This is a genomic window from Mesorhizobium sp. G2-6-1, from assembly GCF_055809095.1.
Map to the genome: position 1 here is coordinate 55,955 of NZ_JBVVTF010000001.1, position 26,815 is coordinate 82,769.

Sequence of the window (26,815 nt, forward strand, 5' to 3'; positions counted from 1 at the left end):
TGAATGCGACACGCAAAGCCGGGAAATGGCTGCGCCGCCATATCTGCCTTGTAGGAGCATTCATGCTGCTTTCCTTGAGCAACGGAGCGCGCGCGCATGGTGGCGAAGACCTGACTGACGCCACCGCGTGGACAAGCTGGAGTTTCACGCCGGACATCGTTCTTGGCACGCTCCTTGTGCTGGCAGTCTACGTCGCGGGACTGTTCCGGCGCCGCCGCTGGAGAAGTCCGTGGCAGATCTGGCAAAGTGTGCTCTTCGTTTCTGGCGTCGCGGCGATATTCCTTGCGCTGCAATCTCCGCTCGACCCGATCGCGGAACGCCTTTTCGTCATGCATCAAATCCAGCACTTTCTCTTGCGCATGTTCGGACCGATGTTGATGGCGTTCGCCCTGCCCCAGGCGACTCTCATCGCCGGGCTGCCAAACGGCCTACGTCGCAACATCCTGAAACGAGCGCTCTCGAATGACGGGATACGTGCCTTGTTGACGCCCGTGATTCATCCAGCTGCCGTGACCGCCCTTTTTATCGGCTCCCTCTATTTTTGGGAAATACCCCGCTATCACGACCTGGCGCTCGTCAACGCGCCGATCCACTACGCTATGCATCTCTCGATGCTTTTGACCGGCCTTCTCTTTTGGTGGCGAATCTTCGATCCAAGACCAGAACCGAAAGGATCTCGCTATGGGGTCCGGTTGATGATGCTGTGGCTGGCGATGCTTTCGGGCATCGCACTCGGCTCTTATACGACGATCAAACAGACGGTCCTCTACGACGCCTACGACCTCCAAGGCAGGCTATGGGGCTTTTCAGGCATTGCCGACGAACAGCTTGGCGGCCTGATAATCTGGATTCCGAGCGCGATGATGTGTCTGCTGGCGGTCATTCTCACCATTCATGCCATGGCCCTGCATGAAGAGAAGCTGGAGCGAACCCGCACCACATGGACCGCGTCCAACTGGGCTGCGATGGCCTATCCGAGCACGGGCGAGGAGCTCGTCGCTCGGGCGCGACCCAAGAACCGCATGATGGCGTTGAGTTTCGGCATTTTCGTCGCCTTCGTCTTTTCAACGGCGATCCTTTTCGGCGTTCTGGACCAGCGGTTCAACCGCGTGCAGGTACTCGACGCAGGGGCAAACACTGTTATCGCGCCAGCCACGGATGTGCGAGCCTCCGCACTCACGACGAAATAGGCGCAGAGTCTGATGAACAACCCTCCAAAATCCTCCAAAGAATTTCAGGCGCGCCGCGTCCGGCTTCCTGTGCTCGATGTCTGGCGCGGCCTTGCCATCATCGGCGTGGCCATATTCCATTTCGGTTGGGATCTGGAATATTTTGGCGTAGCGCCGGCTGGAATGACCACGGAAGTCGGCTGGATCGTCTTCGCACGCAGCCTCGCGGCCAGCTTCATGTTTCTCGTGGGCGCCAGCCTATTTCTGGCGCATACGGAGGCCATCAGATGGCGTGCATTCCTCCGCCGTTTCCTGGTGATTGCCGGCGCTGCGGCCCTCATCACCCTGGCAACCTTCCTTGCTATGCCGGAGACATTCATCTTCTTTGGCATCTTGCACGCGATCGCACTCGGCAGCGTTCTCGGCCTTCCATTCCTTCGTCTTTCCTGGTTTGTGACCGGGACAGCCGGACTGGTGTTTCTGCTTGGGCGTGACGTCCTGGCAAGCGAATTCTTCAACGCTCCCTATTGGTACTGGACAGGTCTATCAACACGTCGTCTGGTGTCGAACGACTACGTTCCGCTCTTTCCATGGTTCGGCGCCATCCTGATGGGCATTGCGGCGGCACAATTTGCGGCACGTACCGGATTGCTGCCAAAGCTCGCCCGGGCCGGTTTCGCCTCGCCGCCATGGCGCGCCGTCATCGTCACGGGCCGGCATACACTCGCGATCTATCTACTTCACCAGCCTGTCCTGATCGCCCTGCTCTATCTGATCGTGCGGGGTTTGTGATGGAGCGGAAACCAGCGGCTGGCTTTGCTCTTCCCGAGCAACTCCCCGTACCTGGGGCCTAACCTTGGCTATTTCGTACACGATTTTTCCGATTGTGGCCGCCGTTATCGGCGCGATGATCGCAACATTTCGTCAGCCCGGAGCGGTCCTCACCAGTGCGATCCAGCATTTTGCCGCGGGCGTCGTGTTCGCGGCCGCCGCTGGCGAAATCCTGCCCGATATCCTGCACAAAGGATCACCTGTTGCCACGCTCGTCGGCGGAGCTATCGGCGTGGCTGCCATGTTGGGACTGCGGCAGCTCGGAACAATCGTCAGCGGCCCAACCGGAGTGCTTGCCACCATCGGCATCGACGTGTTCATCGACGGCCTCGTTCTCGGCATCGGATTTTCAGCCAGTGCACAGACGGGCCTGCTTCTGACGATTGCCCTGACGCTGGAGGTCCTGTTTCTCGGAGTGACTGCAGCGACGGCGCTTTCAAGAACGATATCCTCGAAGCTGCTTGTCATTCTGGCAACAGGCGCCCTAATGCTTTTGCTTCCGCTCGGAACCGTGCTGGCAGCTCCGGTTGCCACTTTTTCCGAACCGGTTCGGATCGGAATGTTCGCCTTCGGCCTTATTGCATTGCTTTATCTTGTCACGGAGGAACTTCTCGTCGAAGCCCACGAAACGCCCGATCACCCCTGGGTGACAGCGTTGTTCTTCGTCGGATTTCTGGTCCTTCTGCTGCTGGAAGAATTGATGGGCTGAGCGATCAGTGCTCGTCATGAAGACATTTGTCGTGGTCGGCGAGGATTTCGATGACACGGCAATCGTTCACGCGGCCGTGGGCACCGCATTCGACCATTCGCTCGAGTTCTTGCCTGAGGGCCAGAAGTTTGCCGATCCGAACCTTAATTTCGCCGAGCCGCTCGCGCGCGATCCGGTCGGCCTCGGCGCATGATTGCGCCGGTCGCTCCCGCATCTCGATCAAGGTTCGGATTGCGTTGATCTCGAAGCCGAGGGCACGAGCATGCCGAATGAAAGTGAGCCGGCGCACGTCCTGGCGTTCATAGTAACGGCGGTTCGTGCCGGAACGGGCTGGCGACGGCAGCAACCCGATCTGTTCGTAGTAACGGATCGTCGGAATTTTGACGCCGCTCTGTTCGGAGGCTCTGCCAATCGAGACAGGTTTCATGGAATTCACCTCTTGCTTCTCCAGTCACTAGAGGATGTAGGCTTCTCCTCGAGCAATACAAGCTGGCGGGACTTGAAAGGATTTTGTTATGGAAACAAAGGCAATCCAAACGCGCTTTCGCGTCGACGGCATGGACTGCGCAAGTTGCGCCGGCAAGATCGAAGGCGCTGCCCGTCGCGTTCCCGGAGTTGCAGGAGTCGCCGTTTCAGTTACCGGCCGCGGCATGACGGTCGATCATGACATGGAGACGGACACTGGCAAGATCGCGAACAGAGTCCGGGCGCTCGGATATCAGATTACCGCGCTCTCCGACGATGACGAATTGTCTGGCGCGAGCGAACCGGCGCTCGCTCATGAGCACACACACAAGGACGATCATATCCAAGATCATGCCTCCGGCGGGGACGATGGCCGCGATAATCATCAACATGATCACAAGCCGACCGAGGGGCCGTGGTGGAAGGATGGCAAGATCAGGCTGGCAATCGCCAGTGGTGGGGCGCTCGCCATCGCCTACGGGTTCGGCCGGACATTTCCAGCCTACGATTTCTGGTTCTACGCCACTGCCGTCCTTGTCGGCCTCTTGCCCATTGCCCGAAGGGCCGTCATGGCGGCCATGCTTGCGGGAAAGCCTTTCTCGATCGAAATGCTGATGACGATCGCGGCCATCGGCGCCGTTATCATCGGTGCGTCCGAGGAGGCCGCGGCCGTCGTTTTCCTGTTCATTGTGGGCGAGCTTCTGGAAGGCGTCGCCGCCGGTCGTGCGCGGTCGAGCATTCGAGCCCTGACAAGGCTCGTTCCAACAACGGCTCTTCTTGAGAGCGATGGCCGGACCGAGGAAGTTCAGGCAGAAAGTCTGGTGGTCGGCTCGACAATCATGGTACGCCCCGGTGATCGCATCGCGGCTGACGGAATCGTATTGTCCGGCGACAGCGCCGTCGACCAATCCCCCGTGACCGGCGAAAGCACGCCGGTGTCCAAACATGGCGGCGACGATGTTTTCGCCGGCACGATCAACGGTGATGCGGTCTTGCGCGTCCGTGTCACCGCGGCATCGCGCGACAACACAATTGCCCGCGTGGTTAAGCTCGTCGAGGAGGCCCAGGAATCGAAAGCGCCGACCGAACGCTTTATCGACCGGTTTTCGACCTACTATACGCCCGGCGTCGTCGTCGTCGCATTGCTGGTCGCCATCGTTCCGCCACTAGCTATGGGCGGGGTGTGGAATGAATGGATATACAAAGGACTGGCGATACTCCTGATAGGCTGCCCTTGCGCACTTGTCATCTCGACACCGGCTGCGATTGCCGCATCCCTTTCTGCTGGCGCGCGCCAGGGTCTGCTGATCAAGGGCGGAGCAATACTCGAAGCGCTCAGTGATATTTCGGCGCTCGCCTTCGACAAGACCGGTACGCTGACGGTGGGAAAGCCGCAGGTTACCGATATTATCGCATTTGATCGTTCCAAAAGCGATGTCGTTCGCCTTGCCGCCTCCCTCGAAGGCGGTTCGAGCCATCCGCTTGCCAAGGCCATTCTCGCCAGCGCGAAAGAGAGCGCGGGCAAACTTCCTGTCGCCAATGACGTCAAAGCGCTTGGCGGCAAAGGAATGACCGGTTCAATTGAAGGCAGCGAGGTCTTTCTGGGATCGGTGAAGGCTGGACGAGAGCGCGCACATCTTACGGACGAAATCGACGCGCAACTGAGTACGCTCCTCAATGAAGGCAAGACAGTTTCGATTCTCGTCGTTGATAGCAAACTCGTCGGCGCGATAGCCATGCGCGATGAACCCCGAGAAGACGCCGCGTCCGCCCTTCGCAGGCTTTCCGAGACCGGCATGAAAATTGTTATGCTCACTGGAGACAATGCGCGCACCGCCAAGGCGATCGGCGCGGAACTCGGCATTGAAGTGCGCGCGGATCTCCTGCCTGCCGACAAGCAGAAGATCGTCAGGGAGCTGCAAAGTGAAGGCTATCGGGTCGCCAAAATTGGTGACGGCATCAATGATGCTCCCGCGCTTGCCGCGGCCGATGTCGGCATCGCCATGGGCGGCGGCACCGATGTGGCGCTCGAGACCGGTGACGCCGCCAGTCTGCACGGCCGCGTTGGGGATGTTGTGGAAATGATCGCCTTGTCAAAGCGAACCATGACTAACATTCGTCAGAACATCACCATCGCGCTCGGTCTGAAGGGGGTATTCCTGGTGACGACAATCGTCGGAATTACAGGGCTGTGGCCAGCGATCCTCGCAGATACAGGCGCAACCGTGCTCGTCACGGCCAATGCTTTGCGGCTGCTTCGCGCGCGGTCGCAGCGTTCCACGAAGACTGAACCGATGGCAAGCGCGACCGCGAACTCCACTCCTAAATAGCCGAGATTGAGCAGCGCGACGATCCGAACGGCGCGGCGCAGGTTTTCGTCGATCCGCTCTGCACCTCGCACCGCCTTATGCCGCCTTCTTTACGTGGTTGCAGGGATGCACTTCGACCGTCACATGCGACAGGTTCGAAATCAGCGCCAGTTTCTTTTTATAGTGGCCCGGTTCCTGCGGACGGTCCGAGACGATTGAAAGAATCGCCGCCATGTGGCCCGGCCCGACACGCCACAGATGCAGGTCCGCGACGCGGTCTCCGTCCTGTTCGAGGGCCGTCCGGATGCGGTCAGCCGTCGCCCTGTCCGGCGTCATGTCGAGGAGCACCGCGCCCGCGCCCTTCAGAAGGCCCCACGACCAGCGCGCAATCACGATGCCGCCGACGATTCCCATGAGTGGGTCCATCCAGAGCCAGCCATAAAAGCGGCCGGCAAGAAGTGCTGCGATCGCCAGCACCGAGGTCAGCGCGTCGGTCAGCACGTGGAAATAGGCCGAGCGCAGATTGTGGTCGTCATGGCCATGGTGGTGATGATGACCGTCATCATGTGCGTGCCCGTGGCCATGATGACGGTGGCTGTGGTCCTCGCCTCCCCTGCATGGAGTATCCAGGCGCTGGCGAGATTGACGATGAGGCCGATCACAGCGACGAAGATCGCCTCGGTGAAACGGATCGGGATCGGCGTCGTGAGTCGCAGAACGGACTCGACACCGATCATCAGGGCGACGATCGCCAGGATCACGGCACTGGAATAGCCGGCCAGTTCGCCGAGCTTGCCGGTGCCGAAGCTGAAACGTTGGTCCTGGGCGTGACGGCGCGCATACCAGTAGGCGACACCCGCGATCGACAGCGCCCCCGCATGGGTCGCCATGTGGAAGCCGTCGGCGAGCAGCGCCATCGAGCCGAAGGCCATGCCGGCGATGATCTCACCGACCATCATCGCGGCGGTCAGTCCGACGACGATCCACGTCCGCCATTCGTTTCGGGCGTGATCCGCTCCCAGGAAGACGTGGGCATGGCGCCAGTTTCCTATCGATTCCGAATGCATGGGTTCCCTCAAAGGTATTTCGTGATCTCGCGGAAGCCCGCGAGCTTTTCTTTCAGTTCGGGCGTCAGCGGTCCGGCGATCTCACCCAGATGATGATCGATGTGATCGTGGATGATCGCCTGCTTGGATTTTTCCAGCGCGCGAATGACGGCCTGAAGCTGCTGCGCGATCACCAATCCGTCGCGGCCTTCCGCGACCATGCGCGGGACCGCGGCTAGTGCCCTTCCGCGCGCCGCAGCCGGGCCATGATTTCAGGATTGTTTGCGTGACTCATGTGCATATCCTATCCCTCTGGTAGGGATAACTGCAAGGGCGGAAACACACCAATTCAAATAAGCAACGTGATCCTGGTGGAATTTTTCTTTGAGGAATTGCGTCCTTCCTCTGTCGCCGGGCGTTCCTCCATGAACGGCACCCGACGAGTACGACAGAATGCATATCGGGGAGTGGGTCAAACTGACCCGCTACCGCATATCGACAGGGCGCAGGGTTTCAGATATTTAATATGTCATGGCAAGGTATGTCCGCATTTTCATGATTATGGTGCTCGCCGCATTCGCGGCGGGAACGGTCGTGCATGCCGCGAATGCCGCAAGCATGAACATGAAGATGGCACTTGCGGCCATCAATAGCGGTGACATGGGCGACTGCCAAGATTGCCCTGACGGCAGCGACAACACCCAGCCGTGCGACAATGCCTGCGTTTCCCCTATCCTGGCTCTCATTCCAAACGGTCAACCTGGCCTGCCTGAAGCCAAAACGGCTACCGAAGGCCTGGTTCCTCACAGCGGGGCCGGGCACAACGGACTGCCAGACCCTTACCCTCCACGATCCATCACCCTGAGCTGACCCCGCCCGGACTCCGTCCGGCGCGCGGCGTCTGACATCATGCGCGGTCTATTGGACCGCTCGTGATCCTGCTTCGCATCGCGCTGGTAGCGCGATGCGGATCTCAAGAGTCCTCTCAGGATGGTTGAAACCTCATGATACTGCATCTGCCGACGCCGACGCCGACGCGTCGGGCCTTTATCACATCCGCCGCCGCTGTCGCGGCCAGTGTGGTGCTTCCTGTTTCGGGACTTCGGAGCGCTCATGCCGCTTCTGTCAAAGAGTTCCGGCTGAACGCTGCGCCAGGCAAGGCCCGTCTTGTCCCCGAGCCTTACGAAAAAACGCCGGTCTGGACCTACAACGGTGAGGTTCCCGGCCCCGAAATCCGCGTCCGCCAGGGCGACCGCCTGCGTATCACGGTCGCAAATGACCTTGATGAAGAAACCACCATTCACTGGCACGGCGTGCGCACGCCCAACGCCATGGACGGCGTGCCGCATCTGACCCAGCGCCCGATCGGATCGGGAGAGACCTTCACCTACGAGTTCGACGCCGTCGATGCCGGCACCTTCTGGTATCATCCGCACCAGAACAGCTTCGAGCAGGTCGGGCGCGGCCTCTATGGCCCCTTGATCATCGAGGAAGCCGAGCCCGTTCGGGTCGATCGCGAACTGACATGGATACTGGACGACTGGCGCCTCACCAAAGCCGCCGCGATCAGCGACGATTTCGGCAGCCGCCACGACATGATGCACAATGGCCGTGTCGGCAACACTGTGACGATCAACGGCCGGGTGCTTGAGGATTTCTCCGTGAGCGGGGGCGAGCGGATACGGCTGAGGCTGATCAACGCCGCCAACGCCCGCATCTTCGCACTCGACTTTGCGGATCACGAACCGGTCGTGATCGCCCTCGACGGACAGCCGGTCACGCCTCATGCGCCAAAGGACGGCCTCGTCGTGCTCGGACCGGCCATGCGCGTGGACCTGATCCTCGACATGACCGGCCGGCCGGGCAGTCGAGTCTCTGTGGCGGATCGCTTCTATCAAGGACTGGAATACCGCCTTGTCGATCTTGCCTACGCCGAAACGCCTCTGCGGGACGCCGCGCCGGATTGGCCGATGGAACTGCCCGCCAACCCGCTCGCCGAGCCCGATATAGCGGCGGCGGTCCACCACGAGGTCGTCTTCAACGGCGGCATGATGGGCCAGATGGTGATGGCCGAGATGGGCGGCAGCATGGGCGACGCCTCGGGCGGCATGATGGGCTCGATGATGAACATGATGACCGGCGGCGGCTTGTGGTTCGTCAACGGCAAGGCCGCCACAGGCCACGTCATGGAACCGTTCCTGACGCTCGCGCGCGGCCAAACGCACGTCATCGCGATGACCAACGCCACCGCCTGGCACCATCCCATCCACCTGCACGGCCATTCCTTCCGCGTCGTCTCCCGCAACGGCGAACCTACGACGCATCACGAATGGCAGGACACGGCACTGATGGCGCCGCGCGAAAAAGTCGAGATCGCCTTCGTCGCCGACAATCCCGGCGACTGGATGTTCCACTGCCACATCCTCGAACACCAGGCCGCCGGGATGATGGGGGTGATACGCGTTTACGAAAAGGAGGAGCGGATATGATCCGGCCCGTCCTCGCCCTCGCCACACTGAGCCTTCTGTCGTTCAGTTCGGGTGCTCTCGCCGAAGGGGATGCGAAAAGCGGTGCACAGGTTTATCGCGCCTGTGTCGCCTGTCACGCCCTCGAGCCTGGTTTGCATCTCAGCGGTCCGAGCCTCGACGGCTTCATGGGGCGAACGGCGGGTACGGCTGAGGGGTTCGTCCGCTACTCGACCGGACTGAAGGAAGCCGGATTTTCGTGGAACGCAGCCGCCCTCGATGGCTGGCTTAAAGATCCGATGGGCATGATCCCCGGTACCTACATGACATTCCGCGGGATCGATGACACCCAGGCACGCGCAGACCTCGTCGCCTTCCTCGAAATCGCCGGTCAGCCCGGCGGCGGCAAGAAGGCCGTCGACGAAGGCCTCAGCCCCGCCGCCTGGCTGCGTGCCGGGGCGCCGGAACCCATAGGCGATCCGTCGCCGGAAATGCGCGTCGCGGCAATCCGCCATTGCGGCGACAGCTATTTCATCACCACCGGGGACGGCCGGAAAACGCCCTATTGGGAAAAGAACATCCGGCTCAAGATCTACAGCGTGGAAACCGGCCCGCCGGCGGGTGTCGCCGTGATCCTTGGCGCCGGCATGGGCGGCGACCGCTTCTCCGTGATCTTCCCGAGCCTCGTAGCGCTGAAGAACCTTGTCACGGAAAGCTGTGAGGCGCGCTGATAATGAAAGAAGCAAACATGCCAATAATGAGCAGATTTACGACCCGGCTTTCCAGACGCGCTTTCCTTGGCGCGATAGCGGCGGGTACCGGGCTGATGAGCCTGCCATCAAGTCTTCGCGCCACGCCCGGAGCAACCGGTACCGCAATTGCCTTCGACGGCGATGCGTTGATCCTGGCTAGCGACACCTTTTCCCGCAGCGATGGCGCCGGAGGCTGGATAGAGCTGTCCGTTCCGGCAGCGGGCGGCGTCCTCTCGCTTGCGACACATCCAGACCGGCCCGGCCGCGTTGCGGCGGGTCTCGCGCGCGGCGGCGTCGCCCTTTCCGAAGACGAGGGGCACGGCTGGGAGGCGAGAAGCCAGGGCTTGCCAAACGCCTCGGTAACGGCAGTCACCGTGGCAGCGGCCGAGCCGGATACCATCTATGCCGCCATTCGCGGCGACGGTTTGTGGAAAAGCGAGGATGCCGGTCGATCTTGGGCCCTCGCGATGGACCGGCCGTGGCTCGAAGATGCCGAGCGTGACCTAACCGCATTGGCCTCAGTCGATCTTGCAACAGGCATGGGTGGCATCTGGATCTACGCCGGAACCGAGTTGGGTCTCACCCGCGTACCCGATTGTTTCTGCCGCTGGCAGGATGTGCAGCCGGGCGACGCGATGGACGCGCTTGCGTCGGGAAAACCGGCACCGTCGGAGGCACCCCTTCCCGAAGGCGAGACGATCAACGCATTGGTCTGCGCGGCTTCACTGCCCAATCGGCTTTATGCCGCTTTGCCTTCTGGCATCTGGGAATCGCAGGACGCCGGAGTGGTGTGGTCGCAAAAATCGAGCACAAGCACGCTGGCAGTCGCTGTCCACCCCACCAATGCCGACCATGTCGTCACCATCACCGGTGACGGCCTTGTTGAGAGCCGCGATGGCGGCGCGAACTGGACCGCGCTCGAACGCGCATAACGGAGAATGTCATGAACAGGAAATCAATTGCCGCAGCCGTCGTCGTCGTGGCCGCCATTGCCGGCATCGCCTACTGGTCGTTGGGCTCAGCAAACGCGCCCCTGCGAGGATCATCCGTCGCGGCAGCCTCGGCCAACAAGGCGATCACCATATACCGTGATCCGGGCTGCGGGTGCTGCGATGCCTATGCCGAATATCTGGAGGCCAATGGCTATCAGGTGACGCGCGTTAATGACCGCGAATTCGACAAGCGCTCAATCGAGGCCGGCGTTCCCGAGAGGGGTATCGGGTGCCATCTGGCCGAGATCGACGGCTATGTCGTGAGCGGGCTCGTGCCGGTCGAAATCATCGAGCGGCTTGTCGCCGAACGCCCCGACATCACCGGGATTACCCTGCCTGGGATGCCCGCCAATGCTCCCGGCATGGCGAGTGAAAAGTCCGGCACGCTCAAGACCTACGCGTTCGGCGAGAACGGCGTCACCGTTTATTCCGATGAGTGATCGCATGGGCGGAACGATGATGGATGGGTCCATGATGGGTTTCATGATGGTTGGCGGTGGCCTCGTAACGCTTCTGGTCGTTGCTGTCCTGGTTCTCGGCCTTTTCGCGCTGGTGAAATATTTGCGGGGGCCGCGATGAGGCGCAATGTGATCATCCTTTCCGCTATCGCCGTTTCGGCCCTGGCAGCCATCGCCGCGTCTGTGCAACTGCAGGGTGGCGATGTGCGAGCGCAGGACGTGACCTTCCTTGGCCAGCCCGTGACGAGCGAGAAGATCTCCCTTGGCCAGAAAGTTTATGGCGAATATTGCGCTTCCTGCCACGGCGCAAACCTCGAAGGACAGCCGGACTGGAAACGCAGGCTGGAGAACGGCCGCATGCCGGCGCCGCCGCACGATGAAAGTGGTCACACCTGGCACCACTCGGACCAGGACCTGTTCGCCATCACCAAGCTCGGCGTCGGCGGTGTCGTCCCGGGCTATGAGAGCGACATGCTCGCTTTCGGGGAAATCCTGAGCGACGAGGAGATCGCTGCCGTACTCGCGTTCATCAAGAGCACCTGGCCCAAGCGCCAGCGGGACGGGCGGGCTCGCATAGCGACCAAGGAGGGGGCGGCTCATGAGCAGAACCGACGGATATTCCACAGCTCCGATGCGGGCTCGCAATGTCCTGGTTTTCCTGCCGCTTGCTCTCGCCGCCAAGCTCGCCGTGGTGCTGGCCTGGGGATTGAACCGCGATCCGAGTACGCTCCCGTCCACGCTTATCGGCAAGCCGGTACACGTGTCGTGCCGACCGCGATCAGGACGGCGGACCGCTATGCCAGGAAGTACGCGCGCTGCCCGTCGACGCACACGTTGAAAGTATCCTGCTCGACGCTTTGAAGCCGGACAGGATTGCCATCGCCATTGCCGCACTGGGCCAGATCGAAAAGGAGACGCGTCAGCTTGAGCGGCAATGGGCTCTGAGGCGCAAGCGGGTCCGCTATGAGGCGGAACGGGCACGGCGCCAGTATGACGCGGTGGAGCCCGAAAACCGTCTGGTGGCGCGTTCTCTGGAGCGCGGCTGGGAAGAGAAGCTGCGCGCCGCCGAAGCAGTCGAGCAGGATTACGAACGGTGGCGGTCCGACGAGCCCCTGATCTTGAGCGAGTCCGACCGCCAGGAACTCCAAAAGCTGGGTGAAGACCTGCCTCGCATTTGGCATGCCACTTCAACGGCATCGGCCGAGCGCAAGAGCATCCTACGCCTCATTATCTGCGAGGTGGTTCTCGACCAGAAACGCCTGCAGGGGCAGGTCTGGTTCAAGATCCTGTGGCAGACCGGGGCAACAAGCGAGCATTCTCTTCAAAGACGTGTCCACGCCTACGACAACTACATCGATATCGAGAGATTGCGCGAGCGCGTGACGGAGCTGAATGCCGACCGCAAGATGGACAAGGAAATTGCCGCGACGCTGAACGCGGAAGGCTTTGTCGCAGCACGGGGCTGCGCGTTCAAAGGTGAGAATGTATTGGCTTCTGCGGACACGCTGGGGCATCCCCACTGTCAAGATCAACGGGATCGGCGCCAATCCAACTCGGTGGCCGGACGGAACCTACTCCGTTCAAGGGGTCGCCGCCGCCCTGGGCATCACACCGCAGGTCATCTTCGACTATCTCGCCCGCGGATGGCTCAAGGGGCGTCAGCTCACGAAAGGCCAGCCATGGCAAATCGAACTCTCGGACGACCAGATCAGCACGCTGCGGGCGCGCATTGCACGCAATAGACGGTCAAGGAAGGAGGCATCATGACAACTTCGGTGATGCCAAAATGACGACCGCGCTGCTGGATCGTCTTACACATCACTGCCACATTCTCGAGACTGGAAACGACAGCTTCCGCTTCAAAAACAGTTCCGCTCACGAAACCAAAGGCGAAAGGCAGAATACCAAAAACTTGACCTCAACCAAAGAACTGAAACATACATAAAAGGCGGGTCAGCTCTCGGTGAAAATCCCGGGTCACTCCTCAGCAGAAATCAACACACACCCGGTTGCGTGCCGGTTGGCGAAAATATCACCTCGACCATTACGTCGATGCCGAGTTCGGCAGTGAACGACTTGTGACATGCTTGAAGACGATCAATTGACGCGCGCCTATGCTAGGCGCTATCGCCAACCACGAATGAGCGGCCTCCCTGCCCGGTTTTCTTGTGCAGCACGACCTTTGTACCCAATGGCACTTGGTCGTAAAGTTTGACGACCTGGTCATTGACCAGTCGCGCGCAACCATTGGAGACCGCGACGCCGATAGTCCGCGGATCGTTGGTTCCATGAATGCGCAAGAACGTATCGCCCTGTTTATGGGTGAACAGATAAAGTGCACGCGATCCCAGGGGATTGTCGATGCCGCCCGGCATTCCGTGAGCATATTTGGCATATTGGTCCGGTTGCCGCTCGATCATGTCGGGTGTTGGCGTCCAACTTGGCCACTCTTTTTGGCACCCACGAAAAATGTGCCGGGATGATAGAGGTTTCGACGCCCCACCCCCACGCTGTAACGCATCGCCATACCGTCGGCCAGTGTCCAGATCAACCAGAATTGGTTAGGAAAAACATGGATCTCTCCTGGCTCGTAAGGAACCCGCATGTGTACCAGGCGGGGCATATACTTCTCGGGCAGGATATATTTTTGTTTTGCACGATGGGCCTCGGCCGATGACAGGGCAACCGACCCCGCAGCAAGCGCAACCCCGGATGCCAGAAAATGACGGCGGTTCAACATGCTCAACTCCTTCATGATTTCAGATATTTCTTAATCAAAATGAGCGAGCAGATATACATGTTACACGATCATCCAACGCACGACCTGACAATATCGCCCAAATCCCATTCGATGAGATCACCGGCCGATGCCCATCTGGCGCTGATGATAGGCGTAGTGTCGGCATCCGGCAAACAGGAAACATCTCTCAACCTAGCAGAGCGAGTTCCGATCTCGGAGTATCATATAGGCTGATTTCATTAACAAAACTTGGACAAAGACGAACATGGCACCACGGCAAAGCGGCTGTCAGATACCATGCAGACCGTGAAGCCCACCAGTCAGAATTACCGGCGCGATCAATATAAGCGAGGTCCCAAGCGTCAGGGCGCGTTCATACCATGAATTGAGCCTCCACAACAGAAAGAGCGTCAGCGCTGCAACCAAAATTATTTCGCCCGGAGCTACAATCGCACCATAGTAACTGGGATCCCAATAGCTGACGGGACTTCGGAACACGAAATCGCTCACCGGCCAGAATTGCGGCCGGGCGTCATCGTGGTGAAGTAGAAAATCAGTAACGCAGTGCAGCAGACCAGCGCCAGCAAATGCTTGAAGTGCGCTGCGTCTCAACCCCATTCCCAACGCGAGAATCATTCCCCATACGAAAAAGCTATGGTCTATCGCAAATATGCGCTGCCAGGCATCCGAGAAGAAATAAACACCGAAGACGGTCCCGGCAGGTATTCGCATCACATAGAGCGTGTATCCGGACAACAGCAACAGCATCACGTCGGGGGCAAGCCCGCCAGCGAATGCGGCGAATGTTCTCTTCGGATCACCGTCCCGCGCAAATGCAACGGCGCCGACAATCATGTGAGAAGGTGTGTTCACGTCATTGTTTCTCGCGTTCAATCCAAGCTTTCGTCATAGTCTCAGACATGCCAATCAACCGCAATCGATACTCAGGGCGTGTAGAAGAAGCTGGAGCCTGACGCTTGTTGCGGGATGGATACAAGTGCAATGTTGCGATTCTATTCAAAATACCCCACCATGACAGGGTAGTTGCAGCAACGCTGATTGCACAAACCAACTGCCAAAAACTGTCAAAAATGATGAGCAGGAAACACCGATGAGAAAATTCTTGGGCGTTGCATTACTTATCTTCAGCGTTGCCGCGATCGCAATTGCTGGTTCGGCCAGAGCTGCCAGCAATCTGGATGAAGCTGAAATCGGCGAAGTGCAACAACTCATTCATGATTACATCTTGGAGCACCCAGAGGTGATCGTTGAATCCATGCAGAATCTACAGGCGCAACAACAGCAGGAGGATGACCAACGGCGTCGCGAAGCAGCTGGCGCAGTAGCACCGGTGAAACCGACCGATCATATTCTCGGTGACCCCAACGCGGCGGTCAAGGTGATCGAATTCTCGGACTTCGAGTGTCCTTTCTGCAAAGGTTTTCATAAAACACTGACGAAACTCATGAGCGAATACAGCAAGAATAGAGATGTCGCGTGGGTCTACCGTCATTTTCCGATCGATGAACTTCATTCGAAGGCTCGCAAGGAAGCACAGGCTGCCGAATGTGCAGCTGAGCAAGGGGGCAATGATGCATTCTGGGCTTATGCCGACAAAATCTTCGTGACGACCCCATCAAACAATCGCCTGGATCTATCATTGCTCCCAAAATTTGCCGTTGAGATCGGACTTGACCAAGCAAAATTCGAGACCTGTCTCAAGGGCGATGCGCGCGGAGGCAAGTATGCGCAACACATCGAAGCGGATTTCCAGGATGCAAGCAATGCTGGCGGGTCGGGCACTCCATACACTGTCGTTATCGGTCCCGACGGAAGCACTTTCCCGATCAATGGGGCCCTGCCCTATTCGACCGTCAAATCGATCATCGAACTGGCGCTCGAGAAAAAGTGAGTCGTCATGATCATTGACGGAATGAGGCAGGTTTTCACGAGGGGCTCATACATCGGCTTGGCGATTGTGGTCGGAATTGCCGTCTTTGTTTTGACGACATGGCTGCCCAACCTGGGTCTTGTGGGGCAAATTGCGCTATCGGGTCCCATCCCGATGTCAGAAAAGGCTAAAATCCTCATAAGCCTTGTCGGTTCGATCACTACCAATTTCACGGCGTTCTCCGCTCTGTCGACCATCGTAATCGCCACTCTGTTTGGGGTGAATGCAGCCATGACCCTGTATTATCTGCGAACACGCAGCCGATTGTCGGCACATTTCGAAGGTTCTGCTACCGCTACCAGCATGGGAGGGCTCGTCAGCGGGTTGTTCGGCGTGGGCTGCGCCGCATGCGGTGCTTTTGTGCTTAGTCCGGTGCTCACGTTTCTTGGCCTTAGCGGAATGATTGCGTTTCTGCCTTTCGGTGGCGAAGAATTCGGTGCCTTGGGTATTTTGATGCTTGGCATCTCGGTCGCATTGACGGCCAGACAAATAGGCTCTGGAAACGCCTGTCCCATTAAAGTTGCTTTTGGTGAGGTTTCGGAGAAGCAAGGGTAACCGACGAACCGATTTCCTGGTCCGATGCGCCCGTTACAATAATCCGTTCTGAACTCGACTTACAATGTGTCGATACCCGCTATCTGGTGGCAGCAAGAGGCTCCAAGATACAGGAGCCGTTCGACCTTCAGCTCTCCCCTTGCCTGGCTTTTGGTAGCGTCGTGTTTTCTACCACAGGCTTTGCCCCTGGAACGTTGGCGCGATCATGGCGACGACCATCCCTCCAGAACCAGATCGCGAGGATTGCGTAGACAACCAAGGCGACAATGAACCACCAGATCCACCAGAACATAGGGAACCCGCCATCGACCATTTCCAACCTCCCTTTACTCTGTTCATTTTGGCGTTTTCCCGGGCTTCGGGATTCTCAGACGACGAAAAAGACGAGGTAGAGCGCGACCCACATGACGACAATAAATGACCAGAAAATTACACCACCCTCGACGACCCAGTGGTTTGCCTTCGTGTAGACATGCTTTTTGCCAGCGACCGCCGCGGCGCCGAGCCAGATCACCCCGATGATAATATGCAAGGCATGGTATCCCGTGGAAATGATATAGTTCTCGCCAAACCGCGAAGATGGCGAAAATGAAAGCGTCGCCCAATCGGTGACCATGACAACCATGACGACAACACCCACCACGGACGTCACCGCGAGATAGCGCGTCATCGCGGTCGAATCACCAGCCGCTATACTGCGCTTGGCAAGCCAAGCGGGCACGAGACTGGCAATGAGCAGGAGAGAAATCAGCACACCAAGCGGGTTGCTCGGTTCGACAAGCCGCTCTGTTCCCGCAAGAAGAAACCGCGTTGAAAAGACCGTTACGAACACCATTGTTTCAGCGGCGATCACAAGCCAGATGCCGCCACGGTACATGTTTCGATCCCGTGCCGACAACGGAGTTGGACCAACATTAGTCTGATCGTGTGAACTCATGACGCGGCCTCATCTCCATAGAGATAGAAATCCTTTGTGACGACCGGAATTTCATGGAAATTCTCGTGTGGCGGCGGCGATGAAGTCTTCCATTCCAGTGTCGTACCACCCCACGGATCGGCGCTCGCACGGGCACCGCGAACCCAGCATACTGCAAGGTTGAGGAAAGCGACGAAAAAGCCGAATCCCAGAACGAACGCCCAAAGCGAGGTCCAAAGGTTTATGTCGGTCAAGTACGGTAAATATGTTGCTATTCGGCGGTTCATGCCATTGATGCCACTTACGAACATCGCCAGAAATGTCGCGTTGAAAGCGATGAATACGACCCAGGCCGCGAACTTGCCGACGGCCTCGTTGTACATCCGACCAGAATATTTTGGAAACCAGTAATGGAGCGCGCCAAGCCACGCAAAAATCATGCCCCCGATTATCGTGTAGTGGAAATGCGCAACCACGAAATAGGTATTGTGAAGCTGAAAATTAGCAGGAACATCGGCTAGAAAAACGCCTGTCAAGCCACCGATCAGAAAATTGAGCATACTCATCAATACATAGAGCATCGGGGTCAAGAGTCGGATGCGGCCCTGCCAAAGTGTGCCAATCGCGCAGATATACATGAACCCTGTGGGGATCGAGATCAGTTCAGTGGTGGTCATGAACGGAATGAGGCGGTCATCGGCAGTGGTGGTGAACATGTGATGAGTCCACACATAGCTCGATAGAAAGACGATTGCTGCGAAACCAGCGCGCATCCAATTATATCCATACAGCGATTTGCGGCTGAATACGGGAATAATCTCAAGCCACATGCCCCAGGCCGGAAGCATGATAATGTAGACTTCTGGATGTCCGAACAGCCAGAACAAATCCTGCCACAAAACCGGCAGCCCCTGCTCCGAAAAGAAGTTGGTGGGCACAAGCCTATCAAGAAGCCCCATGCCCATGGCCACACCCACAACGGGCACCCATGCAAGGTTTAGGACCGAGGTCACAAGCATCGCCCATACGAAAGCGGGCAGCCTGTTTAAAGTCAAGCCCGGTGCCCGCATGTAGATAGTCGTCGCGATGACATTTATGGCGGTAAACAAGGAGGATATTCCAAGAGTCACGATGCCGAGAAAATAGAGATCCTGGCCTGGCGCATCCATCGCCGATAGGGGGCATACCCAGTCCAGCCAGTCTGGAATCCACCGAGAAACGGGCTGAGAAGGATGGCGAATATACCCGGCAGGACGAACCACCAACTGACGCCGTTCAGGGCCGGGAACGTCATGTCGTCGGCACCCACCATGATCGGCACGAAATAATTGCCGAACCCGCCAACAATCGCCACGACGGCGACAGCAAAGAGCATCAACGAACCGTGGATGGAAAATGCCGTATTGTAATCTTGGCTCGACGCAAAAAACGACAAGCCTGGCGAGAGCAGTTCGATCCGCATCATCATGGCGATGACACCGGCCGCGCCGAAGGCAAAGATCGCCGCCCAGAAATATTGGAGGCCGATCACCTTGTGGTCGGTATTGAAACGGAAATAGCGGGCGAGGCCCGCGCCTTCATTCCACGTGGGCGGGTAGCCGAACCAAGGCAGAACCCAGGCCTCCCAGGCCCCTCCCCTAAAACCCAGCCAATGACGGCAAAGACGTAGCCAATCGACACCGGCAATTCCGTGGTTATACCGGTGCCAGTAAAAGCAGAGGCAACCCAAGCACCGGCAACGTAGCCGATAAAAGCCCATAGGACGGCGCGGATCATCGGGAAAATGCTGTCCAGAAAGCCTCCGGCTTCATCGGAAGGGAGGGCCCCACCTTGGACGGCCATCAGTTGCTTCCTCCATCAGTCGTCGGGCTGTCCATCTTCATGTTGCCATCACCGCCCATGTCCATTTTCATGCCGTTGTTGCTTGGCGTGGACTCCATCGGCATCTTCATCCCCCTGAATTGCCGGGCGTCGCCTGCGGCTTTGCCGCGTCGCGTTTCATATCCATTTTCATGTTCATGCCGCTATTGCCGCCCATGTCCATTTTCATACTCCCGCCGTCCTCATCAGGCATGGGATTCATCGGCATCTGCATTCCACCCATACCGTCTGGAGCCACCGGCGGCTTTTCCTCGCCGCCGTTCATGTCCATTTTCATACCCTCGCCGCCCATATCCATCTTCATTCCGCCCATGTTCTCCTGACTGGACTGAAACTCACTAGCGGCCCATTGAGTGAAATCTTCACGCGAAACCACCCGGACAACGGCTCGCATATCCGCATGCCCCGCGCCGCATATCTGGGAACACTGGACGCGCGCCAAAGGATCTGTCTCGGTATTTATCATGCGGTCGGGTGTCACGGTCAACGTACGCGTCTCGCCGGGAATGACAGCTTTCTTTATACCCCATGCGGGCACCCAGAATGAGTGTATGACATCCTCGGAACGCAAGACGAAATGGATCGGCGTATCGACAGGAACGACCAGTTGGCTTTCTCCTTTCAGTTTCTGCGCGGGATAGTCGAACTGCCACTCCCATTGCTTTGCGACGACATCTACTTCCAGAGGATTGGTCGCGGTTGCGGCAAGGGACCAAAGCGACTGTAGCCCCGTAATGCCGGGGTGGAAAATGAAGAGAATATTCAAAACGGTGCTGATAGATACCCAAGTCCATGGGAACGCCCGGGACGTGCGGTACTGATTTTCACTTGGTTTGTCGTCATTGTCGACAACCCTGAACCGGATGGCGGCATAGACGATGATAAGCATGACCAGAACCAGAACAGGGACAGCCACGCGAAGGAGGAAGAAGAATGCTTCCGACGTTACAATTCCTTCTTGTGAAGCCGTGCCGGGGTAGTTGATGATCGCATATGCTGCCAAAAATTCACCGGCAGCCGACAGCACGACCCACAGAATGCAAATACGTATCAGGTCAGTTCGTGTTGCCCGCGACATCATTTTACTCCGATCATAGTGGAAAATCGCACCTCTTGGCGGTCAGGCGGATTTCGGCACCACCTCGATCATTCCCTTCATGCCATTCAGGTAATGTTGGCCGCTTTGCTGAAAGCAGCCGAACTCCCATTGTCCCGGTCTGTCGGGCACGACAAAGGAAAATGTCAGGCGCGCGTTGCCTTTCAGAAGGGGCATGAAACCGGTCATCTTCTCCATTGGACCCATCGGACCAGGGGCCATCACCTTCATCGGCGGGATGCCCGTTAGCTTTGCATCTCCAGCCATCAGCATTTTCAAGCCTGAGCCGGACATGATGTCGATTGTCACACCTGAAAAGAATGGTGTCTCGAAACCGTCCTCTTGTTTGATTCCGAACACCGTCTGCTCGGTCCGGGGCGTGCGGCCAATCATGAATTCATGTTCTTTGGGCGGACGGGCTTCGGAATTGTCAACGAGTGTTAGCGTGACCCGATCTCCGACGCGCCAGACCATTTTTTCGGGCGCGAATGCGTAATCCGTCATGGAAATTGTAAACTGATCCGCAGCCGATTTTGGCTGATGGGCCGATTGCCAGAGGTAGACTGCAGCACCTAGAAGCGCAGCGGTGGCGACCGTCACAAGAAGGCGTCTTCCAGGTTGTTTCGTACTCGTGCGTTGTTGATTCATCGTCACCTTTCCCGTGCAAGTATAACCTATTAGCACAAGAATTAAAGGGTTATTCCAAGAATTTGTTACAACGGCGCAGGCTTTACATAACTACAAATTGGCGCAGCGCGAATCAACGCCGCGTCAGCGAAAAACAATGCTAAGCAGATCCATCGATTAACATGCAGCTTATCTATACTAACGCGTTCAAACCGGAACGATTATTATCGTTCTGTGACGGAGAGAAGCGATCCGAATTCATGTTTGTTACCCGAATTCTACCATCGCTTCACCGTGAATGGCCGAATGTTACGCTCCCCTATTAGTTCTCGCCTCGTCATTATATATAAGATTACGCTTAGGTAATCGGCGGGGCTCCAGTATTCATTCCTATCGGTACCGGCACATGATGCAACTAACCGCTACTGCACTGCTCCAACCAATACTTGTTGGTCTTCGCGAATCGATACCCAGCGGCCCGTGTTGTTGGTCGCCTGACGCTTCAAGAAACGATAGTTCGTTTCGTCCCAGAGGCGGACCTTGTCAGTCAGATTATCAAGGAGGAAATCGCCCTTGTCGGTTCGCACCGTCAGAACTGCATGTCCCTCTCCATCGGCCTTACGCACGACAGTGATCAAAAGATCGGCAAGCGACAATCCCATCCGGTTCAGTTCGCGGCGCTTTTCGAGAACATAATCTTCGCAGTCGCCCACACCCTTGCGAGGATAAGCCCACACCTCATCTTTACCATAGATGTCGCTGTCGCTCATCGGCATGACGGCAGCGTTGACCTTGACGGTAACGCTGTTCAGCTTTCTTAGCAGTGCGTCTGTCATTGTCGCCGGAGCAAGATTGCTCGGGTGAATCGAGCATTCAGCAGGGTTGGCTCTGCAGAAATCATAGTGTCCGATGGGTTGCGAGGTGATGCTACCCGTTGCCATCGGATGAGAAGCAAACGCCGGGGCCGCAGACCATGCCGAAACTGCCAAGCCCGCCACAATCCCGGTGCACATGCGTACCATAACCGTCATCGCAAAGGAGATCATTGCCCAACTCCGCCCAAGTTCGTTAACGGAATGTTAAAGGCTATTTACACTTCGTGTCAATCAACGGCGAGAACAGAATGGCATCATGGCTACTTACGTCTCCATGAATTGTCACGATTGGAGTTTGTCTGTCCAATTTTGGACCAAGGGTTTTAACGACTGGTCCTACCTCATGTTTTGAAGATATAGGTACCTATCTCAGATAATCGCGGGACAAACATTGGGACTGATTGCCTGTAAGCGCGATATTCTGAGCCAAACTGTTCCATCATCTTTTGTTCTTCGCGATGAGCCAATCTCACATAAATGACGAATATTACAGGTGCAAATATGAGCGATGGAATCGTCGGCCAGTCCACTATCTCTCCTATCACCAGTAAGAAAATTCCCAAATATTGAGGATGTCTGACAAGGGAATATACATTTCCGGTGACGAGGGCCGATTCGGAAAAGTAGATTCGCACCCACCCCTTCATAATGAGCAGTGCGCCGGTCAGGAAGATAGTATAGCCAATCAGCGTTTCGAGGATAATTCCAGTTTGACCCGCACCAAGCAGGGTAGCCCAGAGATGGCCGCTGTCTTGACGCAAAGGAACCTCTGCCGGCAATAGCCCAGCCAAGAAGTAGATTGTCAGGGGAAAGCCATACATTTCGGCGTAAAGCGCGATGATGAAGCCCTGAAGCACACCCGCTCCTGTCCATTCGAACCAGGATTCTGGTGCCAGAAAACGATAGAGCGCCCAACAAACGACCACGCCTATCAAAACAGCATAAGGCCACAGCCCCGAAATAGCCCATGCATCGAGTTCAAAATTCATTCTAGGTCTTTCTCTCTCTGGTCGTCAAAGAACAGTTCGAACCTTCGTTTTCGATCGGGCGTACGAGCATAACGCAACGGCCTCGATTCGCGTCAGCAACGAGAGTGCCTCGATCAGTATTGGTTGGTGCACTCGATAGATTGAAAAAGCGTGGCGGCTGGCGCCAAGGATGAGCCTCTACATTCCAGTCCTTTGAATCTATCTCTTTCTGTATCCGACGAAGGCCAACCGGCGAGGCCTTGCCAAGAAAAACCCAGGAGCTTTTAAGCAGCGCAACGTCCGTCTTTTTCAAAATTTCCTGTTTCAAGCTCGCCGTCATCTCTAAAAAACCTACCAACGCACGATGATGTTGGCACTTATGGCTCCGAGCAGCGACAATCCCGAAATCGCGATGGTGTACCAGGTTGCAACAAAAAGAGGTGAATCGTCAGTACATTGGGCGGCATAAAGCGTAGCAGCAATGGCCCCAGCAAGTACTCCCGATACGGCTCCGGCGAGGGTCGGCCTCGTTGATGCACCATGGCGAAGGACCGTCTGAAAAATAGCCAAGGGACCAATGCCTATCAAGGGGATGTAAGTAAGGCAAACCATGCTGTTTCTACCCATCATCCTTGTTGACCAGATATCTGGGGGAAGCAAAAACAATTCGACGATCACCCCCGTTGCGATCAGGATAGGAGCCGCCGCTAAATAGGGGATGGCTTTGCGCCATGCGTCGTCTGGGCGAGACAATGCACTAGCAGGAATAATAGCAGTTACCGTGAGCAATATGGTGACTACAAACTTGAACAGAAAACGCGGCGTATGGACCGCTGCGGCGAAATCAGGTCTTGGGCCTAGCGTCGCGAAAAAGACAATCGCTGCGACCAAAACTGCTGATCCCACAGCCGTAGACCACATCGCCGGAAACGACAATCGGGGTCGAATCGTGTCCATAGTCAATGTCTTGATGAGGTCATCTGTTTTCATTTCAAGTTTTCCAAATCGCTCGAAGATGGTTTTCAAGCTACGGTGAAGCACGACGCGCACCGTTGTCTCGGTCATGCCCAATGCGACGGCTGTTTCACCAATCGATTGCCTAGCGGCCGAAACAGATGACATAACCGCAAGCTGAGAACGCGTAAGTGTTTCAAGCGATCTATTCAAATCACCTTCTTTGACGGTTCTGGCGTTCGATTCGGCGTAATTTTCCTTGATTTCGCTAATCTCCACCTCAATCCGGTGACATCGCCGACGGAAGCCGTCAATCAGTTTGTGGCGTGCAATTGCAGATATCCATGGCAGAATAGGTCCATCTTCCCGCCAAGTGTGGCGCTTTAGATGAATAGCCAACAATATGGCCTGCACCACATCCTCCAAGTCAAGGCCACTCTTCACGATCTTCTTGCTCGCGAAGCCTCGAATATAGAACGCCACCTGGAGAAGAAACCGCTCATAGGCGATTTAATCGCCAGCGGTTGCGGTTCTCAGCAATTGAACGAGTTCATCATCTGCCGAAACCTCCAAAATCCGTACCATCCCGAATTCGTTCAAAGGCTTTCCTTTGTTACCTCAACCTCAAATTTTTTATCTGTTCAGAAGCCAGCCAATCACGAAATCGTGCAACCCAAAATACAATACGAACCTCACGACAGCCAGATGGCTTCGTGACCCGGAAATGTCCTGTTCGAACAGGGTTCATACAGACCTGACATAAGAAAAATTGGCGAACGTGCCACGCCGACAATTGCAAGAAGACACGCTTCATTTACCAAAGCAGGCTTTTCAACCCAATCTTATGCCTGACAGCCGATGGATTAACCAGAAAGTACCTGAAAAGAAGGATACTCACCGACGAGTCAAGGGTCACAAACCGAACCTGCGCAACCTGTTTGGAGCTTCGCCATGAGCGCGACAACACGAATGCCTTGGGTCGATATGGCAAAAGGCCTTTCGAACATCCTGGTCGTCATGATGTATTCGGCTTACAACACCGGAGAATATACCAGCAACGTCGGATTCTACACTACGTCATCGGTTTCGCGACACCCTTTCGGATGCCCTAATTCTTTCTGATTTCAGGGTTGTTCCTTTCGCAGGTGATTGGATCAGACAAGCTCGTGTTGAGGACGGTGAGCCGCTATCGACCTAGTTCGGCGAAGGGTGGCGGGCATCGGCGGACGGGCAAGCCTTTTATCTCGGTGGCCCCGGAGAGGCTGGCGGCGCCGTCAATGCGCACTACGGCCGCGATCCAATCGTCAAAATCTACACCACGATCACCGACCGTTACGCGCCGCTCCACCAGAAGGTCATCGCTGGCACTGCTGGAGAAGCCATCCATTCATTGGACGGCATCCTTGGTCACGAGAGCAGCGTGAATGTCGTAGCACTTCATGTCGATGGTGGTGGCGCGTCGGACATCGTCTTCGCCGTCATGCACCTGCTCGGACTTTCCTTCGAACCCCGTATCCCGCGCCTGTCGGATCGCAAACTCTACGCGTTCGAGCCGAAAGCGCGGTACGGCCCACTGGCGCCGTTGTTCGGCCATCGCATCGACGCTGGGTTGATCCGGACACACTGGGAGGATGTTCAAAGGATAATCCAAGCGCTCAGGAACCGGGTGGTGACACCGTCGCTCATCCTGAAGAAACTTAGCGCTTACCGGCAGCAGAACAGTCTGGCCGCCGCGTTGCGAGAAATCGGGCGCATCGAGCGCACGCTGTTCACCTTGCGCTGGTTTGAGGATCCCGAGCTCCGCCGGCTCGTCACCGCCGAACTCAACAAAGGCGAAGCGAAAAACTCGCTGTCCCGAGCCGTGGCTTTCCACCGCCTTGAGCGTTTCCGGGACCGTGGGCACGAAAACCAGGCCAGCCGCGCAGCCGCCCTCAACCTCGTCACCGCCGCCATCATCCTGTTCAACTGCCACTATCTGGGTCGCGCCGTCGAGGCGATGCGCTGGCGAGGAACGGCATTCGATGAGCGGGTAATTCCGCAGCTCTCGCCGTTGGGCTGGGACCATATCAACATCACCGGCGATTACGTCTGGTCAGACCATCTTATGGTCGATGGTGAAGGGTTCCTGCCGCTTAGAATTGGCACTTCTTAGCAGCGCTGACATCCCTACCGTATATCTGTGTCCCAATAATGCACTGGTGCCTTCGGGTTTGCGAATGGCAACTTCGCGCCCAATGTCGGCCACTGCGCTGGTCTCTTCTGGTCTCCAGAAGCAGACATTCAAGTCTTGCAGTGACTTTAGCCGGTCCGCTCGCTTTTGTTGGTTTGCGTTCAATGGCTTTTACGCATTCATCAAAGCAAGTCACCAATTGCGGTTACCTGAAAACCAATTCCTTCGCAGACCTTGGCCGATGCGTTCACTTCGATTTGAAAGGATCCCAATGTCAATTATGAACATCAAGACTGGTGTGTCTACGAGTTTCGAAATTCGCTCCGCAAGCACCTCAGAATATGCCGTTCGCTTTTTGCAAAGCCCGAACATAGGCCACGATCTTCTCGACTTCAGCGTCAGTAATCCCCTCAACTGGTGGCATATCTCCAAAATCCCAGTGATGCTGGCGCGAACCATTCTTTGCTGCGAGAAGGAAAGCCGCATCGCCGTGATGACTGGGTTCGTAAATCTTATGAACAAGAGGCGGTCCCAAATTCTCTCGCCCCGACGCATTCGGTCCATGACAGGATGCGCAGTTGGCATCAAACGCCAAACGTCCACTTTCCTCATTCGCTGTCAGTTTCGGAATTTGTGCAGCCCCGATCGGCGGCGTCTGCGGAACGCTTTGCGTTGATGGCCGCACCAAATAGGCAAAGCCGAGAATTGCGACGGCACCCGCGCCAAGCACCCACCCAATATTTCGTTTCATATGAACCTCTCACTTTCCACGTCACAGCTGTGACCTGCTTTTCATCGTCCCACGGCTAAAATGTCGTGCGTCCGCGCCTAAGCACATCTGAACGCGCAACCATTGTTCAATTCGCCACCTAAGCCAGTCTCTGGT

General features: G+C 57.0%; 30 protein-coding genes and 5 pseudogenes. 17 read left to right on the top strand and 18 right to left on the bottom strand.

What is annotated here, in order from left to right; genetic code table 11:
- The first annotated feature begins 62 nt into the window (after positions 1-62).
- The 3 genes from AC0L7S_RS19805 (at position 63) to AC0L7S_RS19815 (ending at position 2,709) form a co-directional block, all read left to right on the top strand.
- On the top strand, positions 63-1,190 hold the full coding sequence (locus tag AC0L7S_RS19805) for a cytochrome c oxidase assembly protein (protein WP_473474445.1): 1,128 nt from the start codon (positions 63-65) through the stop codon (positions 1,188-1,190).
- Between the two features lie 12 nt (positions 1,191-1,202).
- Positions 1,203-1,961, top strand: coding sequence for a heparan-alpha-glucosaminide N-acetyltransferase (locus tag AC0L7S_RS19810; protein ID WP_473474446.1), 759 nt, complete (start codon positions 1,203-1,205; stop codon positions 1,959-1,961).
- A 115-nt stretch (positions 1,962-2,076) separates the two neighbouring features.
- On the top strand, positions 2,077-2,709 hold the full coding sequence (locus AC0L7S_RS19815) for a ZIP family metal transporter (RefSeq protein WP_473474632.1): 633 nt from the start codon (positions 2,077-2,079) through the stop codon (positions 2,707-2,709).
- Positions 2,710-2,713: 4 nt separating this feature from the next.
- On the opposite strand, the gene AC0L7S_RS19820 is transcribed toward AC0L7S_RS19815, so the two are convergent.
- A complete protein-coding gene (locus AC0L7S_RS19820; protein WP_473474447.1) occupies positions 2,714-3,136 on the bottom strand; it encodes a MerR family transcriptional regulator in 423 nt (140 codons plus the stop codon).
- 88 nt (positions 3,137-3,224) lie between these two features.
- Between AC0L7S_RS19820 and AC0L7S_RS19825 the strand changes: the two genes are divergently transcribed.
- The gene (locus tag AC0L7S_RS19825; protein WP_473474448.1) at positions 3,225-5,504 is read left to right on the top strand and encodes a heavy metal translocating P-type ATPase; all 2,280 of its coding nucleotides are present in this window, start codon (positions 3,225-3,227) and stop codon (positions 5,502-5,504) included.
- On the opposite strand, the pseudogene AC0L7S_RS19830 reads toward AC0L7S_RS19825, so the two are convergent.
- The 4 genes and pseudogenes from AC0L7S_RS19830 to AC0L7S_RS19845 all read right to left on the bottom strand — a co-directional run.
- A pseudogene (locus AC0L7S_RS19830) lies at positions 5,459-5,575 on the bottom strand (cation transporter); the annotation flags it as partial. The gene AC0L7S_RS19825 and the pseudogene AC0L7S_RS19830 sit on opposite strands and share 46 nt — an antisense overlap.
- A 4-nt stretch (positions 5,576-5,579) precedes the next feature.
- Complete coding sequence (locus tag AC0L7S_RS19835) at positions 5,580-5,984, bottom strand: cation diffusion facilitator family transporter (protein WP_473474449.1); 405 nt, start codon at positions 5,982-5,984, stop codon at positions 5,580-5,582.
- Positions 5,978-6,550: a cation diffusion facilitator family transporter gene (locus tag AC0L7S_RS19840; RefSeq protein WP_473474450.1), complete on the bottom strand. Its 573-nt coding sequence runs from the start codon at positions 6,548-6,550 to the stop codon at positions 5,978-5,980. Before AC0L7S_RS19840 ends, AC0L7S_RS19835 begins: the two co-directional genes overlap by 7 nt.
- 8 nt (positions 6,551-6,558) lie before the next feature.
- Positions 6,559-6,750, bottom strand: coding sequence for a metal-sensing transcriptional repressor (locus AC0L7S_RS19845; protein WP_473474451.1), 192 nt, complete (start codon positions 6,748-6,750; stop codon positions 6,559-6,561).
- A gap of 310 nt (positions 6,751-7,060) precedes the next feature.
- Here AC0L7S_RS19845 and AC0L7S_RS19850 point away from each other — a divergent pair, with 310 nt between their 5' ends.
- The 9 genes and pseudogenes from AC0L7S_RS19850 to AC0L7S_RS19890 all read left to right on the top strand — a co-directional run.
- Complete coding sequence (locus tag AC0L7S_RS19850) at positions 7,061-7,399, top strand: hypothetical protein (RefSeq protein WP_473474452.1); 339 nt, start codon at positions 7,061-7,063, stop codon at positions 7,397-7,399.
- Positions 7,400-7,533: 134 nt separating this feature from the next.
- Positions 7,534-9,018 carry a multicopper oxidase family protein gene (locus AC0L7S_RS19855; protein ID WP_473474453.1) on the top strand — a complete coding sequence of 495 codons (1,485 nt, stop codon included), beginning with the start codon at positions 7,534-7,536 and terminating at the stop codon, positions 9,016-9,018.
- Positions 9,015-9,725, top strand: a complete 711-nt coding sequence (locus tag AC0L7S_RS19860; protein ID WP_473474454.1) for a c-type cytochrome — start codon at positions 9,015-9,017, stop codon at positions 9,723-9,725. Before AC0L7S_RS19855 ends, AC0L7S_RS19860 begins: the two co-directional genes overlap by 4 nt.
- Before the next feature lie 26 nt (positions 9,726-9,751).
- Positions 9,752-10,678: a WD40/YVTN/BNR-like repeat-containing protein gene (locus AC0L7S_RS19865; RefSeq protein ID WP_473474455.1), complete on the top strand. Its 927-nt coding sequence runs from the start codon at positions 9,752-9,754 to the stop codon at positions 10,676-10,678.
- Between the two features lie 11 nt (positions 10,679-10,689).
- The gene (locus AC0L7S_RS19870; protein ID WP_473474456.1) at positions 10,690-11,178 is read left to right on the top strand and encodes a DUF411 domain-containing protein; all 489 of its coding nucleotides are present in this window, start codon (positions 10,690-10,692) and stop codon (positions 11,176-11,178) included.
- Positions 11,179-11,182: 4 nt separating this feature from the next.
- Positions 11,183-11,317, top strand: a complete 135-nt coding sequence (locus tag AC0L7S_RS19875; RefSeq protein ID WP_473474457.1) for a hypothetical protein — start codon at positions 11,183-11,185, stop codon at positions 11,315-11,317.
- A complete protein-coding gene (locus AC0L7S_RS19880; RefSeq protein ID WP_473474458.1) occupies positions 11,314-12,057 on the top strand; it encodes a c-type cytochrome in 744 nt (247 codons plus the stop codon). Before AC0L7S_RS19875 ends, AC0L7S_RS19880 begins: the two co-directional genes overlap by 4 nt.
- Positions 12,054-12,938: a hypothetical protein gene (locus tag AC0L7S_RS19885; protein ID WP_473474459.1), complete on the top strand. Its 885-nt coding sequence runs from the start codon at positions 12,054-12,056 to the stop codon at positions 12,936-12,938. Before AC0L7S_RS19880 ends, AC0L7S_RS19885 begins: the two co-directional genes overlap by 4 nt.
- A gap of 29 nt (positions 12,939-12,967) precedes the next feature.
- A pseudogene (locus AC0L7S_RS19890) lies at positions 12,968-13,141 on the top strand (ATP-binding protein); the annotation flags it as partial.
- A gap of 172 nt (positions 13,142-13,313) precedes the next feature.
- Here the strand turns inward: AC0L7S_RS19890 and AC0L7S_RS19895 are convergent.
- From AC0L7S_RS19895 to AC0L7S_RS19905, 3 genes are all read right to left on the bottom strand, one after another.
- On the bottom strand, positions 13,314-13,616 hold the full coding sequence (locus AC0L7S_RS19895) for a L,D-transpeptidase (protein WP_473474460.1): 303 nt from the start codon (positions 13,614-13,616) through the stop codon (positions 13,314-13,316).
- Complete coding sequence (locus tag AC0L7S_RS19900) at positions 13,613-13,936, bottom strand: hypothetical protein (RefSeq protein WP_473474461.1); 324 nt, start codon at positions 13,934-13,936, stop codon at positions 13,613-13,615. The genes AC0L7S_RS19895 and AC0L7S_RS19900 overlap by 4 nt, the downstream gene beginning before the upstream one ends.
- A gap of 288 nt (positions 13,937-14,224) precedes the next feature.
- Positions 14,225-14,809 carry a hypothetical protein gene (locus AC0L7S_RS19905; RefSeq protein WP_473474462.1) on the bottom strand — a complete coding sequence of 195 codons (585 nt, stop codon included), beginning with the start codon at positions 14,807-14,809 and terminating at the stop codon, positions 14,225-14,227.
- Positions 14,810-15,047: 238 nt separating this feature from the next.
- On the opposite strand from AC0L7S_RS19905, the gene AC0L7S_RS19910 reads away from it, so the two are divergent.
- Both AC0L7S_RS19910 and AC0L7S_RS19915 read left to right on the top strand, forming a co-directional pair.
- Positions 15,048-15,848: a thioredoxin domain-containing protein gene (locus AC0L7S_RS19910; RefSeq protein ID WP_473474463.1), complete on the top strand. Its 801-nt coding sequence runs from the start codon at positions 15,048-15,050 to the stop codon at positions 15,846-15,848.
- A 6-nt stretch (positions 15,849-15,854) separates the two neighbouring features.
- Positions 15,855-16,442, top strand: coding sequence for a hypothetical protein (locus AC0L7S_RS19915; RefSeq protein WP_473474464.1), 588 nt, complete (start codon positions 15,855-15,857; stop codon positions 16,440-16,442).
- A 367-nt stretch (positions 16,443-16,809) separates the two neighbouring features.
- Here the strand turns inward: AC0L7S_RS19915 and AC0L7S_RS19920 are convergent, their stop codons facing one another.
- From AC0L7S_RS19920 to AC0L7S_RS19960, 9 genes and pseudogenes are all read right to left on the bottom strand, one after another.
- Entirely contained in the window at positions 16,810-17,379 is a 570-nt protein-coding gene (locus tag AC0L7S_RS19920; RefSeq protein WP_473474465.1) for a cytochrome c oxidase subunit 3, read from the bottom strand.
- A pseudogene (locus AC0L7S_RS19925) lies at positions 17,376-18,826 on the bottom strand (cytochrome c oxidase subunit I). The gene AC0L7S_RS19920 and the pseudogene AC0L7S_RS19925 overlap by 4 nt, the downstream one beginning before the upstream one ends.
- Positions 18,827-18,885: 59 nt before the next feature.
- The gene (locus AC0L7S_RS19930; protein WP_473474466.1) at positions 18,886-19,200 is read right to left on the bottom strand and encodes a hypothetical protein; all 315 of its coding nucleotides are present in this window, start codon (positions 19,198-19,200) and stop codon (positions 18,886-18,888) included.
- A gap of 106 nt (positions 19,201-19,306) precedes the next feature.
- The gene (locus AC0L7S_RS19935) at positions 19,307-20,320 is read right to left on the bottom strand and encodes a cytochrome c oxidase subunit II (protein ID WP_473474467.1); all 1,014 of its coding nucleotides are present in this window, start codon (positions 20,318-20,320) and stop codon (positions 19,307-19,309) included.
- Between the two features lie 39 nt (positions 20,321-20,359).
- Positions 20,360-20,983, bottom strand: coding sequence for a cupredoxin domain-containing protein (locus AC0L7S_RS19940; RefSeq protein WP_473474468.1), 624 nt, complete (start codon positions 20,981-20,983; stop codon positions 20,360-20,362).
- Between the two features lie 401 nt (positions 20,984-21,384).
- A complete protein-coding gene (locus AC0L7S_RS19945) occupies positions 21,385-22,008 on the bottom strand; it encodes a transglutaminase-like cysteine peptidase (RefSeq protein ID WP_473474469.1) in 624 nt (207 codons plus the stop codon).
- Positions 22,009-22,178: 170 nt separating this feature from the next.
- Entirely contained in the window at positions 22,179-22,826 is a 648-nt protein-coding gene (locus AC0L7S_RS19950; RefSeq protein ID WP_473474470.1) for a methyltransferase family protein, read from the bottom strand.
- Positions 22,827-23,156: 330 nt separating this feature from the next.
- Positions 23,157-23,795 carry an NrsF family protein gene (locus tag AC0L7S_RS19955; protein ID WP_473474633.1) on the bottom strand — a complete coding sequence of 213 codons (639 nt, stop codon included), beginning with the start codon at positions 23,793-23,795 and terminating at the stop codon, positions 23,157-23,159.
- A 318-nt stretch (positions 23,796-24,113) separates the two neighbouring features.
- Positions 24,114-24,176, bottom strand: a pseudogene (locus AC0L7S_RS19960) (RNA polymerase subunit sigma); the annotation flags it as partial.
- On the opposite strand from AC0L7S_RS19960, the gene AC0L7S_RS19965 reads away from it, so the two are divergent.
- Together AC0L7S_RS19965 and AC0L7S_RS19970 are read left to right on the top strand one after the other, a co-directional pair.
- Positions 24,147-24,476, top strand: a complete 330-nt coding sequence (locus AC0L7S_RS19965) for a hypothetical protein (RefSeq protein ID WP_473474639.1) — start codon at positions 24,147-24,149, stop codon at positions 24,474-24,476. The pseudogene AC0L7S_RS19960 and the gene AC0L7S_RS19965 overlap by 30 nt on opposite strands.
- A gap of 541 nt (positions 24,477-25,017) precedes the next feature.
- A pseudogene (locus AC0L7S_RS19970) lies at positions 25,018-25,911 on the top strand (Tn3 family transposase); the annotation flags it as partial.
- A gap of 352 nt (positions 25,912-26,263) precedes the next feature.
- Here the strand turns inward: AC0L7S_RS19970 and AC0L7S_RS19975 are convergent.
- Positions 26,264-26,680: a c-type cytochrome gene (locus AC0L7S_RS19975; protein WP_473474471.1), complete on the bottom strand. Its 417-nt coding sequence runs from the start codon at positions 26,678-26,680 to the stop codon at positions 26,264-26,266.
- Positions 26,681-26,815: the final 135 nt, after the last annotated feature.